We start from the raw sequence: 17,308 nt of genomic DNA, 5'->3' as shown, positions 1-17,308 counted from the left end.
AAACATTACTATCAAAAGATGGTGATGTTTTTTTTTGTGATTAATCGACAAAATTTTAGAGGGCATTCAAATGATTTTCATGTTTAAAAAAGCACTTTTTAGAAAATAGTTTTGGAAGGATTATTATAATTTTCCCCATCTTTTAGACAATAAAAAAGCCAGCAGCAATAAATTGCTACTGGCTGATCATTAAGTTATGATTGATTAATACCTAAGTATTTTATCTTTTTATAAACTTAAATGTTTTTACATCATCTTTAGTGAATACCTGAATCAAGTAAACTCCCTGAACTAATGAATGAACATTAATGCTTCTTTCATTTTTAGATAATGTTTTCTCGGTAACTTTTCTACCGTCAGCTGCATAAATCGCTAATTTTATAATTTTCTCCTCTCCACTTATGTTAAGGATATCTATTACCGGATTAGGATAAATTTGCATATCTGAGTTTGGTTTGATAGCGTTACCTACACTTAAACTCGCATTGTAAGCAAGAACAGCCAATGAAGCTGTAGACTCACAAACTCCCACTGTTTGGGTTGCATAATACGTTGTGTTATTTACAATCACTGTGGTGATTGGTAAACTTCCCGTATGATTTGCCGCATCTGTAGCAGAAGCATACCATTTGATATTCTGCCCGGTAACTACTAAAGCACTTAAAGTATTTCCTAAATTAAAGCTTTGTACTGCCGCTCCAGTAGGAGCTGCTACTGCACTTGATTGAGTTACTGTCGCACTTACTGTTCCTGTACATCCGTTTGCATCAGTAATTGTTACTGTGTAAGTTCCTGCAGCTAAACCTGTACGGTCTTCTGTAGTAATTCCTCCTCCCCAGTTGAAAGTATAAGGTGCTGTTCCTCCGGTTGGAGTTAAGTTAATAGCTCCTGTAGAACCTCCGTTACATGCAATGTTTGTAACAACCGTTGTTCCTGAAACTGCTGATGCAGGTTGAGTAATTGTTACTGTTCTTGTAATTGTACATGCATTAGCATCTGTCACTGTTACCGTGTAAGTTCCTGCGGCTAATCCTGAAGCTGTTGCTGCAGTTCCACCGCTCGGTGACCATGAGTAAGTGTAAGGTGCTGTTCCTCCCGTTACAACAATACTTGCTGTTCCGTTAGATCCTCCGTTACATGAAATGTTTGTTTGAGAAGTTGTTGCACTCATTGCTGTTGGCTGAGTGATGGTTACCGTTCTCGTAATTGTACATGCATTGGCATCCGTTACTGTTACTGTGTAAGTTCCTGCGGCTAATCCTGAAGCTGTTGCTGCAGTTCCACCGCTCGGTGACCATGAATAAGTGTAAGGTGCTGTTCCTCCCGTTACAACAATACTTGCTGTTCCGTTAGTTCCTCCGTTACATGAAATGTTTGTTTGAGAAGTTGTTGCACTCATTGCTGTTGGCTGAGTGATGGTTACCGTTCTCGTAATTGTACATGCATTGGCATCCGTTACTGTTACTGTGTAAGTTCCTGCGGCTAATCCTGAAGCTGTTGCTGCAGTTCCACCGCTTGGTGACCATGAATAAGTATAAGGTGCGGTTCCTCCCGTTACAACAATACTTGCTGTTCCGTTAGTTCCTCCGTTACAAGAAATATTTGTTTGAGAAGTCGTTGCACTCATTGCTGTAGGCTGAGTGATGGTTACCGTTCTCGTAATTGTACATGCATTGGCATCCGTTACTGTTACTGTGTAAGTTCCTGCGGCTAAACCTGAAGCTGTTGCTGCAGTTCCTCCTGTTGGTGACCATGAATAAGTGTAAGGTGCTGTTCCTCCTGTTACAACAATACTTGCTGTTCCGTTAGTTCCTCCGTTACATGAAATATTCGTTTGAGAAGTTGTTGCACTCATTGCTGTTGGCTGAGTGATTGTTACCGTTCTCGTAATTGTACATGCATTGGCATCCGTTACTGTTACTGTGTAAGTTCCTGCTGATAATCCTGAAGCTGTTGCTGCAGTTCCTCCGCTCGGTGACCATGAATAAGTGTAAGGTGCGGTTCCTCCTGTTACAACAATACTTGCTGTTCCGTTAGTTCCTCCGTTACATGAAATATTCGTTTGAGAAGTTGTTGCACTCATTGCTGTTGGCTGAGTTACAGTAGCACTAACTGTTCCAGTACATCCGTTTGCATCAGTAATGGTTACTGTATACGTTCCAGCTGATAAACCTGTACGGTCTTCTGTAGTGATTCCTCCTCCCCAGTTGAAAGTATAAGGTGCTGCTCCTCCGGTTGGAGTTAAGTTAATAGCTCCTGTAGAACCTCCGTTACATGCAATATTTGTAACTACTGTTGTGCCTGAAATTGCTGTAGGTTGAGTGATGGTTACCGTTCTCGTAATGGTACATGCATTAGCATCCGTTACTGTTACTGTATAAGCTCCTGCTGATAATCCTGAAGCTGTTGCTGCAGTTCCTCCGCTCGGTGACCATGAATAAGTATAAGGTGCGGTTCCTCCTGTTACAACAATACTTGCTGTTCCGTTAGTTCCTCCGTTACATGAAATATTCGTTTGAGAAGTTGTTGCACTCATTGCTGTTGGCTGAGTTACAGTAGCACTAACTGTTCCAGTACATCCGTTTGCATCAGTAATGGTTACTGTATACGTTCCAGCTGATAAACCTGTACGGTCTTCTGTAGTGATTCCTCCTCCCCAGTTGAAAGTATAAGGTGCTGCTCCTCCTGTTGGAGTTAAGTTAATAGCTCCTGTAGAACCTCCGTTACATGCAATATTTGTAACTACTGTTGTTCCTGAAATTGCTGTAGGTTGAGTGATGGTTACCGTTCTCGTAATGGTACATGCATTAGCATCCGTTACTGTTACTGTATAAGCTCCTGCTGATAATCCTGAAGCTGTTGCTGCAGTTCCTCCGCTCGGTGACCATGAATAAGTATAAGGTGCGGTTCCTCCTGTTACAACAATACTTGCTGTTCCGTTAGTTCCTCCGTTACATGAAATGTTCGTTTGAGAAGTTGTTGCACTCATTGCTGTTGGCTGAGTTACAGTAGCACTTACTGTTCCTGTACATCCGTTTGCATCAGTAATGGTTACTGTATACGTTCCAGCTGCTAAACCTGTACGGTCTTCTGTTGTGATTCCTCCTCCCCAGTTGAAAGTATAAGGTGCTGCTCCTCCGGTTGGAGTTAAGTTAATAGCTCCTGTAGAACCTCCGTTACATGCAATGTTTGTAACAACCGTTGTTCCTGAAACTGCTGATGCAGGTTGAGTAATTGTTACTGTTCTTGTAATTGTACATGCATTAGCATCTGTCACTGTTACCGTGTAAGTTCCTGCGGCTAATCCTGAAGCTGTTGCTGCAGTTCCACCGCTCGGTGACCATGAGTAAGTGTAAGGTGCTGTTCCTCCCGTTACAACAATACTTGCTGTTCCGTTAGATCCTCCGTTACATGAAATGTTTGTTTGAGAAGTTGTTGCACTCATTGCTGTTGGCTGAGTGATGGTTACCGTTCTCGTAATTGTACATGCATTGGCATCCGTTACTGTTACTGTGTAAGTTCCTGCGGCTAATCCTGAAGCTGTTGCTGCAGTTCCACCGCTCGGTGACCATGAATAAGTGTAAGGTGCTGTTCCTCCCGTTACAACAATACTTGCTGTTCCGTTAGTTCCTCCGTTACATGAAATATTCGTTTGAGAAGTCGTTGCACTCATTGCTGTTGGCTGAGTGATGGTTACCGTTCTCGTAACTGTACATGCATTTGCATCCGTTACTGTTACTGTATAAGTTCCCGCTGATAATCCTGTTGCTGTTGCTGCAGTTCCACCGCTTGGTGACCATGAATAAGTATAAGGTGCGGTCCCTCCCGTTACAACAATACTTGCTGTTCCGTTAGTTCCTCCGTTACAAGAAATATTTGTTTGAGAAGTCGTTGCACTCATTGCTGTAGGCTGAGTGATGGTTACCGTTCTCGTAATTGTACATGCATTGGCATCCGTTACTGTTACTGTGTAAGTTCCTGCGGCTAAACCTGAAGCTGTTGCTGCAGTTCCTCCTGTTGGTGACCATGAATAAGTGTAAGGTGCTGTTCCTCCTGTTACAACAATACTTGCTGTTCCGTTAGTTCCTCCGTTACATGAAATATTCGTTTGAGAAGTTGTTGCACTCATTGCTGTTGGCTGAGTGATTGTTACCGTTCTCGTAATTGTACATGCATTGGCATCCGTTACTGTTACTGTGTAAGTTCCTGCTGATAATCCTGAAGCTGTTGCTGCAGTTCCTCCGCTCGGTGACCATGAATAAGTGTAAGGTGCGGTTCCTCCTGTTACAACAATACTTGCTGTTCCGTTAGTTCCTCCGTTACATGAAATATTCGTTTGAGAAGTTGTTGCACTCATTGCTGTTGGCTGAGTTACAGTAGCACTAACTGTTCCAGTACATCCGTTTGCATCAGTAATGGTTACTGTATACGTTCCAGCTGATAAACCTGTACGGTCTTCTGTAGTGATTCCTCCTCCCCAGTTGAAAGTATAAGGTGCTGCTCCTCCGGTTGGAGTTAAGTTAATAGCTCCTGTAGAACCTCCGTTACATGCAATATTTGTAACTACTGTTGTGCCTGAAATTGCTGTAGGTTGAGTGATGGTTACCGTTCTCGTAATGGTACATGCATTAGCATCCGTTACTGTTACTGTATAAGCTCCTGCTGATAATCCTGAAGCTGTTGCTGCAGTTCCTCCGCTCGGTGACCATGAATAAGTATAAGGTGCGGTTCCTCCTGTTACAACAATACTTGCTGTTCCGTTAGTTCCTCCGTTACATGAAATATTCGTTTGAGAAGTTGTTGCACTCATTGCTGTTGGCTGAGTTACAGTAGCACTAACTGTTCCAGTACATCCGTTTGCATCAGTAATGGTTACTGTATACGTTCCAGCTGATAAACCTGTACGGTCTTCTGTAGTGATTCCTCCTCCCCAGTTGAAAGTATAAGGTGCTGCTCCTCCTGTTGGAGTTAAGTTAATAGCTCCTGTAGAACCTCCGTTACATGCAATATTTGTAACTACTGTTGTTCCTGAAATTGCTGTAGGTTGAGTGATGGTTACCGTTCTCGTAATGGTACATGCATTAGCATCCGTTACTGTTACTGTATAAGCTCCTGCTGATAATCCTGAAGCTGTTGCTGCAGTTCCTCCGCTCGGTGACCATGAATAAGTATAAGGTGCGGTTCCTCCTGTTACAACAATACTTGCTGTTCCGTTAGTTCCTCCGTTACATGAAATGTTCGTTTGAGAAGTTGTTGCACTCATTGCTGTTGGCTGAGTTACAGTAGCACTTACTGTTCCTGTACATCCGTTTGCATCAGTAATGGTTACTGTATACGTTCCAGCTGCTAAACCTGTACGGTCTTCTGTTGTGATTCCTCCTCCCCAGTTGAAAGTATAAGGTGCTGCTCCTCCGGTTGGAGTTAAGTTAATAGCTCCAGTAGAACCTCCGTTACATGCAATATTTGTAACTACTGTTGTGCCTGAAATTGCGGTTGGCTGAGTTATCGTAGCTGTTGCTGTAGTAAAACATCCAAGGAAATCAGTAACTGTTACTGTATAAACTCCTACACCTAATCCTGTCGCTGTTGCTGCAGTTCCACCAGAAGGTGCCCAAGAATAAGTATAAGGAGGAAATCCTCCTGATGCAGTCACCGTAGCAGTACCATTGTTACCTCCATTACATGACACGTTTGTTTTAGTGGTTGTTGCAGAAATAGATGAAACCGTCAATGTTGCACTATTTGAAGTTGCCGAACCTGAAGAATTAGTTGCAACACAACGATATTGATATCCACTCATTGTTCCTGTTGCTCCTGTTATCGTTAACGTACTTGTAGTAACTCCCGAAAACGGTGCTCCGTTAGCTAAAGCAACAAAACCACTACCTGTATTTTGTTGCCATTGATAAGAAGTAGCACCAGTTGCTGTAATAGAAAATGTTGTATTTCCACCAGAGCAAATTGTTCTGTTGGGCGGGTTTCCTGTAATTACCGGATTACTACCTATAAACTGACACCCTGAATATGCCGAACCTGTAACATTGCTAAGTGACCAGTTTCCCATCGTCATCACCGCCGTACGCACCGTCGAAGAAGTAGTCGTTGGTGTTCCAGTACAATTGAATTTTCCTGATACCGCAACAATATCTCCTGATAGCGTCCCTGTATAAAGTGCACTTGTTACTCCTAGTCCGGGAGGCATTAACGATGCATTAGGCCCTCCTGACCCTCCAAAATTCCATTGAGTTGCATTTGTTCCTGATGGGTGATAAAAGTAATTGATTCCCGCAATACAATAAGCTCCACCAGCCGTAATACTTCCATTACCTCCCTGAAATGCAATAATCTGATCTCCTGCTGTGGATAATGAAAGTCCATTTGCAGATGAACCTTCAGTAAGCGTAACAGTACCATTTGGAGTTGATGTATTGGTTATTGGGTTATAAGTAGAAGCCGTAAGCCCTACAATAGACACTTCTGTCCCCATGGCAATTGCCGTGCTACTTACCCAGGTTACAGAAGATTCTGTTCCTCCAACACCCTGCCATCCAGAGCCATTATACCCTCTATCGGTAAAACTAATAATTGTTCCTGCCGAAATATTTGTAAGTAAGACAAAAGAAAATTTATCTCCAACAGGATTCTGAGCCGTATTCGCAGACGATGAGTCATAGCTAGTAAAGGCAATATCTCCTGCTACAAGGGTCGTTTGCGCATTGACCGCAAATCCTAACAATGACGCTCCTGCAATAAGGAACGTCTGTGTCAGCGTTTTGATTTTTGAATAAAAATTTTTCATATTTAATTCATTTTTAGGTTAAAGATTCACAAACCGGCTGCCTTTTTTCATACCAAAAGCAAACAGTTTGTGACCACTCATAAATCCTTCATCTGTATAGATGATATCTAATCGAAGTTGAGTTTCATTATTACATTTTACAATGAGCCCATTGTCTTCGTCCAACGACAGAATGGTTCCGGGAATATCAGATTGATGTGAGGCTTCATTAATTACTGTAGCCTCAACAACTCTTATATTCCAACCATTCCATTGTGTGTATGCTCCTTTATTCCACGGATTGCATGCTCTTGATAAAGCTTCGATAGTTTTAGCATCATACTTTTGCCAAGAAATGCAAACATCTGCTGCTGCAGGTTTTGTGAAATATTTAGCATTGTCTTCGTTTTGTTTTGTGCCTTTAGAATCATTTTTTAATAAAATTAAAAGTTCACTCAATAAATTTGCTCCCAACCATGACAAGTTGGTACAAAGTACACCGTGTGTCATATTTATCGAAAGAGGTAAAATCTTTTTCAGAATAATTGCCCCTTTATCAATTTTATTTTCAATGGCATGAACGGTAATCCCAGTTTCTTTTGCACCACTTCTTATAGATTCAAAAACAGGATCTGCGCCTCTCATTTCAGGCAATAATCCATAGTGAAAATTGTAGAATTTACCCTGATGTTTATTTAAAACTTCTGCAGATATCTTCCAGGGAAACGTCATGGTGAAAATAAATTGAGCATTTGTTTTAGTGATCAATTCTTCTAGCTGAGCAGAAAAATTTTCTTTTTTAATGATTAATAATGGTATTCCGGATTGTTTTGAAAGCATTGAACAGAAATCAATGACATCTGTATTTGCTTCCGGCACTCCTAAAGCACAAAGTCGACCTTGCGAAGCTAAAGCCTGCAAAGCCGGAATCGCCATACGATTATTGCATAAAACTACTATTTTGGATGCTGTCATTATGATTCTAAACATGCATAAGCATTGAGCCAAGAATTAGCTTCAATACTTTGAATGTATTTAATATTATTATTTAAACTTTCACGTTCAGATTCTGTTACCGAGGCGACCTCAACGTCTTTCAGAAGGCAGCTTCCCGTAGTTTCATCTTTTGAAACGGTTGCATAATAAACCGGAGCTTCGGTAAATCTGTTTTCTGGATTCATATAAACCTTTCCGCGTGGCGCATTGATTGTAATGCCATCGAAATTTTCGTTTTCAAATGCGATAAAAAGAGCAGCTTCCCATCCCAATAAGGAGAAAAGGTTGGCTTTACCTTCTTTAATACCGTTCATTATATTTACAAAAGTTTCATTTTCGGGCATTTTTAAAGTTTTAGACCAAGCTACTGCTGAGCTCCAATCACTTCCTGGATAAGACATTTTTGAAAGCCAAGCCTCATCAGATGTGAAACCTGTTCCGTATACCGAATGATTATTCACAAGATCATTTCCTGCTCTGAAAAAATCGTCTGCCATATCGCCACAAAATGTTGCAAGAACTGCAGTTTCTTTTTGCTGCTCAAGATATTCGGTAAGTGGGGCCAGAGTAAAATCTTCACGGCGCAAAGATGTAACGTGATTAAAGCCTATTGCACCGCCTTTCTCTTCAACGGCTACTGGATAGATGTAAGACGGACGATAGCCCGCATCGTAAAAAGAACATGTAAACGCAAAATTCTTATGCCCTTCTTCAATTGCCTTATGAGTGATAACCCTTGTACACAAACCTCCCTGAAGAGATATAAAATACGCATTGGAAAGCTTTCCTTGAAAAGCAGGAAAATGATATCCACTGTCTAAAACAATTAACGTTTTGCCTGAAGATTCGAAAAGTGAGTGAACAAACTCCGCCGAAATAGGATTGATGTATCCAATAATAATATCTGCGCCTTCTAAAAGAAATTGCTCGCAACGTTCATAAATTTCTTCATGTTTTGCTGCAACCCCTATTCCTGCCGATACGATTTCGTGATGACCTTCCAAGCCGATATTTTTCAAGGCTTGTTTAAAGCCATCCATCATATCAAAAGACATTGAAGGATAGATAACAGATCGTGGTAAAAGTAAAGCTATTTTCATATTTTTTAGATAAAGCCTCTAATCGAACAAACTATTAGAGGCTTTTGTATTATTAATTATGATCTTGAAGGAAAAATTCCGCTTAAACAAATGATGTAATTCATTCCTAAAAACGGTTGCTGAATACTAATTGGCTGACTTCCTCCCGTAACGCTTAAATTAAATGCAGTTGTTATTGATCTTAATGCCGTATTTGCAGGCTTGTTCGAATATAATCCTGTTACAGAGGCAAGTCTAGCATCTGTGGGAGAACCTAAATTTCCGGTATCTGAATATGCACTAATTGAAGCTGTTTCTGTACCAGAACCATGATTGTGCATAGGTAGATTAGCAGTAAGTAATGTCACCGTTGGTGTACCAGCTACTTCTCCAAGTGTCCAGCTATCAATTCCTGCTCCACTTCCAGTCCCCATAGCAGTTCTACCTGCAAAATTAGGTAACGCAAATGTGCTAACTCCATTTCCACCGTACATCGTTCCTAAAAGTGCAAAAAGTGCTTGGTTTGTATTGATTGCTAATAATTGTCCTTGGCAAAAAGCCCACGATTTTGGAGCAAAATTTCCTGCGAACATTCTTATTTCTGACATTGTTCCATCCATGATGATTAGTTTTTTAGAATTAAAAATTTACTTAATTATGGTCTGCTTGGATAAATTCCTTCACAGCATATAATGTAATTGGCTGCTAAAACAGGCTGTAGAATTTCAAAAGGAACACCACTACCCACAGTAGATAAAGCTCCCGAAGCTGTAGCCGGAGCAATATTTGTATCTGCCGGCTGAGTAGAATACGCACCCTGCAATCCTCCTAAAATAGCTCCCGAAGGCGAAGCTGAATCTCCAGCCTCAGAAGAAGCAGGAAATGCTATCGTTGCTATTGCATTATGAGTATGCATTGGCATTTGTGAAGTAGTCATTGTTACAGTTTCCGTACCTCCTGCCTGACCCAGTGTAATATTTTGTAAACCAGCTCCTTGACCTGTCCCTACAGCAACACGGCCACGTAAATCTGGCACACCAAATGTAGTTTGCCCATTACCTCCAAAAGTAGTTCCTAAGATTGTATAAAGCACATCATAAGTTGATATATTGTATAGCGTTCCATCGCAAAACATCCATCCTCTTGGAGCGAAATTTCCCGCAAACAATCGAATTTCTCCTATATAACCTTCCATAGTATTTTAGTTTTAATTATTATAAATTTTAAAAATTAAGAAATGACTCCTTATTAGCTTCTAGATGGGAAAACTCCGTACATGCAAATAATATAATTCATTCCTAGTGAAGGCTGAGTAATATTAATTGGATTGCTTCCGCCTGTAACACTCACCTGAATGTTCAGAGGAATAGATTTAGTATTAGAATCACCTGCCTCAGATGTATACATAGCACTCTTTGAAGCCAAAATATTATTTGCCGGAGTTGCAGAGTCTCCATCATCTGAAAATGCAGGAATAACAATATTTCCTCCCGCGGTATGAGTATGTGGTGGAAGATTCAAAACAGTAAGTGTTGTTTTATTTGTACCGGTCATCTCACCTAAGTCGTAGTAAGATAATCCAGGTCCCTGTCCTGCTCCTACGGCAGATCTTCCTGAAAGATTAGGCAAACCGAAAGTGACTTTTCCGTCTCCTCCATAAGTGGTTCCCAAAATAGAGAATAAAGCGGTGTTTGCTCTGATTGCGATTAATGCACCATTACAATACGACCAATCTCTAGGTGCAAAGTTTGCGGCAAAAAGGCGGATTTCTCCTATTGTTCCTTCCATAGTTATTTGTTTTTTTAAAGTGAAACAGATAAAATTTTATCTTTTAGTAAATAGATTAGATTCTTGAGATTATAAATTAAACTCATAGAGGTATAACACCCGATCGAAAATTCATCGGGGATATATGGTACAAAACATCAATTTATCATATAATTTATATGAATAAATTAAAGCGTATGGCTACGTTGCTTCTAAATTTTAGAAATTAATAATCAACGAATCGAAAGGGGAATTTTTTGTAAGATTTGTTTCATGCTAATTTAGGTTTTCGGTTAGTTTTAGTTTTTTTTAATTATTAAATATTGATTAATAATTAATCTGTTTTATTTTCATTACAACAAAATAATAATCTTAAATGTTTGAATCTTAAATGACTTTCATCTTTTATATTATTATGTTAAATAACTATTATCAAAATTAAAAATTGTAAAACATATATATCTAAGTATTTATACTGATTTTAATATATTTCTTTTGTTAAGATTATAAATTGGATCTAAGGAATAAAACCACATTCTAATAAAGTGAATCTTTGATAACCTTTCCTTAACAGGGCAAGGATATATGATGACTTCATATTTTGATTTACTTTGGCGGGTATGAGCTTTACTATGTTATTGATGGGATTAGAATGAAGACCAAACAAAAAAAAGCTTTAAAACAAATATTTTAAAGCTTTTTACACTGTAATAATTGATTAGTTCTTAAATAAAATTAGACCAAAAGGATAATTAAATTTTGGTCTAATTTAGATAAACATTATAAGTTTATTCATTTTTCAAATTCAGATGCTTTCAATATAATGATTAGAAAATAAATGAAGTTGGTCTTGCAAACATCTTTGTATCGGGATTAAGCGCTATATCTGCTGTATATTTAATTGCTCTATCGATATCAGCTTGGACAAGACTATTAAATTTCGCAAGTTCTTTCCCTTCTAATTGTTTTCTGATTTCATTGTTTATATTAGTAAAGTATTGATTTAAGCCCAAGGCATAAACCATATGAGATCCTTCCTCTATCTGATAACCAATGATATTGACATCATTAAATTGGTAAGGTACCGTAATAGAACGTGCATACTCCTTAATAAATTCCTTAGCATCTTTATTAAATAATACGGGAAATGTTTTTCGTAAAAACAAAGCTGCATGTATGGTTAGTTCATGTGCATAAACGGAAGCACATCCACTTAAGCTTGTATGTTCATGATTAACCCACATAACGATTTTAAAGATCGTATCTGCTGTAACTTTATTATAATATCTATAGTCGAAGGGTTCCCACCTGCCATCGACTTGAATATAATAATCTGTGGCTCCTTTTCTTTTCTCGATAACACGTGTTTCGTCTTCATAAGAGAATTCTATAATCATATTCTTAGAATATTGGCCACCATTAATAAAAGGAGCTAATATTTTTTGAGCTGTGGGGGTACTTATCACTAAATCAACTGCAGCTGAACGTGCTTTCGATTTGGCATCAGTGCGCAATATTTTACTAGATTTTACAATCTTCCCAGTTTCATTTTCATTTCCGTCATTGCTGTGTACGCTTTCACCTGTATTAGGGTTTATCCACGTAAAATAAGCGGCATCTTCAGGTAGCCATTGGGTATATTCTTCACTGCCTTGCCCCCACATATTGCTTTCCCAGGGGTTTTTAAAATTATTTGCCATTGGTCTTATTTTTAATTACTTTCATATTTTGTTTTCTGTCTTAATAGTTTACGTTCTATTTTTTTAAACGTCACACCTTTATTGACATTCATTTATTGGAATCAATAGAACTAAAAGTATTTTATATATCTATATCCTGAAGGTTCTGTAACAACCTTTGCACGGGATTTTAATATTTCATCCTTTACTACTCTTCCTTTGTTGCCCGATACATCTTTAAATTCTATATACATAATAATATAATCTGGATTTGAGGTATCGTCATATTGCCATCCATAAGTCTGCCGTTCAGGAAGATTCATTTCCCTGCGCCAAGTATTCACTTCATCTTCGGTTGGACCCGGAAGAGTTCTTTGATCCGCGAGTTTAGTGTAATAATCTTTCTTATATTCACTGTGCAAAAGTTCATGCATAATACCAAAGCCCAGGTTGAAAGCATCAGGACTCATATTTACAAATTTTAACCCTTTTCTAGCTTCCAAATTAATTAAAGCAAACCCATCTTTATAATTACTTTTTATAAACCCATGATGTGGTTTACTGCTAACATGATCCGCATTAACAAACTCATTACTGTCTCTATCTTTTAAAACTATTCCAAGATTTTTGGAACCTATTAACCAGCTATTGAGTTTTTCTCGTGCTTTCGTGGAGCCAATTGCCGTATCAACATAATCTATTGATAAATACTCGTCATCTTCATCTATTTTTAATTTGATTCCTGTAACCTTCTGTAATTCATTAAATATTATTGCTAATTCTTGCTCTCTTGCATTTCTGTATTTAGATATACTTCCTTCTTGATCATATATAGTGATAGCTTTAATAGGCCTATGAATACCTCCTCTATTTAATGTTTTATCGAGTTTTGAATTCTTGCTATCTCTGTCTTTAACACTTTCACCCGTATTGGGATTAACTCCCGTAAAATAAGCGGCATCTTCAGGTAACCATCGGGTAAATTCTTCACTCCCTTGTCCCCAAGTATTGCTTTCCCAAGGGTTTTTAAAATTCTTTGCCATAGTAATGAGATTTTGAAAAATCCGTTATAGTAAAATACCATAACGGATTAATGGTTATTTATACTTTTTCTGAAGCATTAGTACAGCCGCATCCTCCACTTTGTGATACATCACAACATTCTGAGAAGATTTTTTTATAGAGTTTGGCTTTTTCTAAAGAATCTGGGATTTCTCCAAGGATTTTCATAGCCTGGCTGATACGTTCTTTTTCCTGTTCCCATTGCTGAGTTTCTATATCAAGACGAGCTTTGGATTGAATTAATGAAGTTTCTATTCCTTCATTTTGTAATTGAAGATTGATATTATTTAATGATGCTGCCTCTACAGCTGAGCCTTGTAAATTTTGATTGTAACAATCTAATGCCTCACCTTGCCCTAATAATGCATCTACCACTAGAGATGGGGTACGCATAACCCTGTGAGTTACATCCAGAATGATTCCATCAACTGTTTTTTCATTATAGGTTTGTTTAAGTCCTTTACGTTTACGTACATAGTAAGTTGTTGGAGGTACAATTTCAGGATTAATACAATTTCCAAGTTTTTCCTCTACTTTTTCAATAAAGCTTGATGCGGTACCCTGAAAATCATAGATACTACACAAATAACTATATACCTGATTTTTAATTTCATTTACAGCATTCTCATCCACCAATATTTCTCTAAGCAACTCAGGAAGCTGAGCAAGTTTTACGGTTCGTTTGCTTTCCGGAAAACCATTGTAATAAACAAATGAAACATCGTGTAGATAAGTAATACTAAAGTATTCCTGCAATAACTGACGGAAAACAAAATTCAGCACACGGCTTTTATTTATATTCTCCAATTCACGAACAATAGTTTCTTCGTTTTCGTTAATACGAAGACTACTACTTTCAGAATTAACTTCAACCTGACGCATGCTGTCTGCTTTAGAAACATGATGGCTTACAGAGCCTACCAGATTGCTCACCTGTTTTTGCACACTCGAATTAAAGGTTGATCCTTCGGTATTGCTCCCTTGGCCACCACCGCCGCCGCCAATAGATAAAAAACCAAGGTTAAGACCAATACTTCCTCCAGCGTTCCATCCTCCAGTTTTTGAAGTAGTTTCCTCTTTAGATGATCCTGTTGTAAACTGAGTTTCTTTTTCTACCGTATTTTGCAGGTCATCAGCACTCGATTCACTGTAGCTGTCAAGGACGTTTTGTGCCTGTTCTTTCTTAGTCTCGTCATGCTGATAGGAACGAACAGTGATTGTTGTCTTTTCTCCCGGCAGCAAAGAAAAAGTTTTAACTGTTTGCCCGGCTCCGTAATCTCCTAGATAAGAAGCCATTTTCAGGTGCAATACCATACTCAATGTAGGCTTGGCTTCCTTCGGTCTCGGTATATATAACACTTCCGGTTTTTTTGAAAAACGTTCAACAGCTACTGGCATTAATCCCTTGGATAGCTTTTGCGCAATGAGATCATCATCAATAAATTCTGCTTTAACTACATCTTTAATATTAACAGCGGGAAGTGTACTTTTTACTTCAGCAATTTTTGTCCCGTCATTTCTTACTGCCTGCAGTTGTATAAGTTCCGGGGAAATTGCTTTTGCCTGCTGTAGTTTGTTCAGTAATGTTGTTTTGGTAATTGAGGATAATTCCGTTGCTTGAAGTTTAATATTTTTATCGAGGACAGCAAAGTTCTGAATAAGGTTATTCTCTGTTTTGATGGCTTCCTTGATACCCTGTGTATTAAGCTGTTTTATTTCATCAATCGCTGTCCAGTATGTAGATTGTGTCTGAGTGGACTGCTCTTTTTTAAATAGTTCCTTGCGGATGTTAAGTCCAACGTAACTTACGGAATTGTAAGTGGTTTGCTGGGGCAGATTATAATTGAGTATTGAAGCCTCTCCATTATCTTCAAGTTTTACAAAAGGAGATTTTGGGTTACATGATGTTTTATCCATAAAATAATTTTTTAAAGGTTAAATAATAATTTTTAAGCGCTTTTGGTAATCTTAATCTCTTAAGTGATTAATCCAAAAATATTGCATCACAGTGACAAAACTTGACGTATTATTTTTATTTGAAAAATTATTTTATCGAAAACTCATTAAAGCAAAATAAGAACAACACATAATCTAGATATTCTCGCCAAATTGACCACTAAAAATGAAGTTTGAGCACCTTAATTGGTAACAATATAACGGCTCTTTTTATTCTTCTGAGCGATTCTCTTAAGCAATATCAACGTAAAGTATTGCAATTCAATGAAATATGTTTTGTTTTTATTTAATAAGATTCTGAATCTTGAAGTTGATTATCACTTTTTTTCATTATTTCCCATTTATAACTATCGGTTATATTTCCAAGAAAAATTAGAATTTGGAGGAAAGAGCCATCGAAGCATTAGGAATAATGTTATCGTACATAGTATTTTTCAGATTAACAATATGTTATCAAAAAAATAGGGTAAATGATACTATTAATCATTTACCCTATTATGTAGACCCACAGGGATTCGAACCCCAACTGATGGTACCAAAAACCAGAGTGCTACCGTTACACCATGGGTCTGTTTTATTTTGGTGATGCAAATTTAAAGCTTTTTTCTTTATTTGCAAATCATTTTTATTTTTTTTGATTATTTCTTTTGTCATAAGATATAAGGGGATTGAGATTTCTGTACTATTTTTTAACAAAAAAATGAATTAATGTCATAGTTTAGTACATTCTAATTGTACTTTTTTATTCTAAGATATGTTTAAAAATAATATCCATATTAAGCTTTCACCCCCATCTTATTATTAAAAATGGCAAGTTGTTTCTGCGTTGTATAATAAACCATTATTTCTATTGCCAAATTATTATATTAAGATGCAGCTGGCTACTTTAGGCAATACCATCACTTATTTATGCTTCAAGAATTAAGATTACCATATCCGATATTTACATAGATTTGTAATCTGTATTCCTATATGAGAATTCTGTGTAATTAAGCCTCCAGCTATTATAGAATCTACAGTTTATTAGTTTTAACAAATCTTTTGATGCTGAATTCTGTACGTCTGCTATAGATAATAATACGTAAATAATTTAGACATTTACCCCGTGATGTTAATTTGGCTCTTTTAATGTAAAAGAGAATGAAAAGTTTGGTATTAATAGTGCAGACTTGTAGTTAAAATTAAATTTGATTTATTTTGTCTACAAGATGTTCAAGATTTGTATCGCGTTACTGATCGCTGATTGCAGAAAAAAGGAGTCTCTTATTTCCTCAAACAAGGGGTCTATTTTTTATAGAAACTCCTCTTTTTTACGAGGACATTTTTAGAATTTAAATTCAATGAAAATTCAGATTCATAAATTTTAAAATTCGGGGTCTCTTGTTTTTTTATAATTTTTAAAAGACTCCGAATTGTCCCCTTTATATTTGTGATTATACCCCAAAATTTGAAACACAACAAAAAAAAACCCTTCAAATCATAAGATTTAAAAGGTTTTGTAATAATTTACATTTCTGCTTGCGATCCGGACGGGACTCGAACCCGCGACCTCCGCCGTGACAGGGCGGCATTCTAACCAGCTGAACTACCGGATCAATTTTTTTAAAGTTAAAATTGTAAAACTTTTGCGATCCGGACGGGACTTGTTATTTTTTCAAAAAAGCCCTATCCATAAGCTTTATATTGTTCTCTTGTTTAATAGGTCACCGAATAGGTCACTTTTATAAAACAATGTAGAGAGCGTCGTTTTTACTGGTGCAAATATAGGTCATTTTTAATAATTTCCAAATAATGGGTACATTTTTTTCGTATATGTTATGCAATCACCAGATAATCAACTATTTTAATTAGTTCCCCATCTGCTGCACATTAGACGAGGTAGAAATAATCCTTTATTTTCTAGCATTCAAAACATTGTTCGCTGAAATAATGATGACCACCATCTTGTTTATTCTGCCTTTACAATTTTCTAAAATAGCAAGTCCATTGCG

General features: G+C 37.5%; 9 protein-coding genes and 2 tRNA genes. All 11 read right to left on the bottom strand.

Features of this window, described 5'->3' with window-relative positions; translation table 11 throughout:
• Nucleotides 1-220 precede the first annotated feature (220 nt).
• Nucleotides 221-6,799 (bottom strand): T9SS type A sorting domain-containing protein, encoded by a 6,579-nt coding sequence (locus FDY99_RS16060; RefSeq protein ID WP_139422802.1) that lies wholly within the window; start codon nt 6,797-6,799, stop codon nt 221-223.
• 18 nt (nt 6,800-6,817) lie between these two features.
• Nucleotides 6,818-7,768: a formyltransferase family protein gene (locus tag FDY99_RS16055; protein ID WP_139422800.1), complete on the bottom strand. Its 951-nt coding sequence runs from the start codon at nt 7,766-7,768 to the stop codon at nt 6,818-6,820.
• Nucleotides 7,753-8,874 carry a type 1 periplasmic-binding domain-containing protein gene (locus FDY99_RS16050; RefSeq protein ID WP_139422798.1) on the bottom strand — a complete coding sequence of 374 codons (1,122 nt, stop codon included), beginning with the start codon at nt 8,872-8,874 and terminating at the stop codon, nt 7,753-7,755. The genes FDY99_RS16055 and FDY99_RS16050 overlap by 16 nt, the downstream gene beginning before the upstream one ends.
• A 56-nt stretch (nt 8,875-8,930) precedes the next feature.
• On the bottom strand, nt 8,931-9,473 hold the full coding sequence (locus FDY99_RS16045; RefSeq protein ID WP_139422796.1) for a phage tail protein: 543 nt from the start codon (nt 9,471-9,473) through the stop codon (nt 8,931-8,933).
• Nucleotides 9,474-9,508: 35 nt separating this feature from the next.
• On the bottom strand, nt 9,509-10,048 hold the full coding sequence (locus FDY99_RS16040) for a phage tail protein (RefSeq protein WP_139422794.1): 540 nt from the start codon (nt 10,046-10,048) through the stop codon (nt 9,509-9,511).
• Between the two features lie 53 nt (nt 10,049-10,101).
• Entirely contained in the window at nt 10,102-10,641 is a 540-nt protein-coding gene (locus FDY99_RS16035; RefSeq protein ID WP_139422792.1) for a phage tail protein, read from the bottom strand.
• A gap of 806 nt (nt 10,642-11,447) precedes the next feature.
• Entirely contained in the window at nt 11,448-12,320 is an 873-nt protein-coding gene (locus tag FDY99_RS16030; protein WP_139422790.1) for a hypothetical protein, read from the bottom strand.
• Nucleotides 12,321-12,430: 110 nt separating this feature from the next.
• On the bottom strand, nt 12,431-13,342 hold the full coding sequence (locus FDY99_RS16025; protein ID WP_139422788.1) for a hypothetical protein: 912 nt from the start codon (nt 13,340-13,342) through the stop codon (nt 12,431-12,433).
• A 58-nt stretch (nt 13,343-13,400) separates the two neighbouring features.
• The gene (locus FDY99_RS16020; RefSeq protein WP_139422787.1) at nt 13,401-15,278 is read right to left on the bottom strand and encodes a hypothetical protein; all 1,878 of its coding nucleotides are present in this window, start codon (nt 15,276-15,278) and stop codon (nt 13,401-13,403) included.
• Nucleotides 15,279-15,817: 539 nt separating this feature from the next.
• Nucleotides 15,818-15,888 (bottom strand) — tRNA-Gln (locus FDY99_RS16015).
• 950 nt (nt 15,889-16,838) lie between these two features.
• Nucleotides 16,839-16,912: transfer RNA gene (locus FDY99_RS16010), tRNA-Asp, on the bottom strand.
• Nucleotides 16,913-17,308 lie beyond the last annotated feature (396 nt).

It is taken from the genome of Chryseobacterium mulctrae (assembly GCF_006175945.1).
In the GTDB taxonomy this organism is placed as follows: Bacteria; Bacteroidota; Bacteroidia; order Flavobacteriales; family Weeksellaceae; genus Chryseobacterium; species Chryseobacterium mulctrae.
Note: the sequence above shows the minus strand (reverse complement) of the source record. Positions and strands in the feature narration are given on the sequence as shown.

Bases quoted from the DNA above. Each gene is read 5' to 3' on its own strand.
- FDY99_RS16060 (WP_139422802.1), bottom strand. From the start codon at position 6,799: ATGAAAAATTTTTATTCAAAAATCAAAACGCTGACACAGACGTTCCTT.
- FDY99_RS16055 (WP_139422800.1), bottom strand. From the start codon at position 7,768: ATGTTTAGAATCATAATGACAGCATCCAAAATAGTAGTTTTATGCAAT.
- FDY99_RS16050 (WP_139422798.1), bottom strand. From the start codon at position 8,874: ATGAAAATAGCTTTACTTTTACCACGATCTGTTATCTATCCTTCAATG.
- FDY99_RS16045 (WP_139422796.1), bottom strand. From the start codon at position 9,473: ATGGATGGAACAATGTCAGAAATAAGAATGTTCGCAGGAAATTTTGCT.
- FDY99_RS16040 (WP_139422794.1), bottom strand. From the start codon at position 10,048: ATGGAAGGTTATATAGGAGAAATTCGATTGTTTGCGGGAAATTTCGCT.
- FDY99_RS16035 (WP_139422792.1), bottom strand. From the start codon at position 10,641: ATGGAAGGAACAATAGGAGAAATCCGCCTTTTTGCCGCAAACTTTGCA.
- FDY99_RS16030 (WP_139422790.1), bottom strand. From the start codon at position 12,320: ATGGCAAATAATTTTAAAAACCCCTGGGAAAGCAATATGTGGGGGCAA.
- FDY99_RS16025 (WP_139422788.1), bottom strand. From the start codon at position 13,342: ATGGCAAAGAATTTTAAAAACCCTTGGGAAAGCAATACTTGGGGACAA.
- FDY99_RS16020 (WP_139422787.1), bottom strand. From the start codon at position 15,278: ATGGATAAAACATCATGTAACCCAAAATCTCCTTTTGTAAAACTTGAA.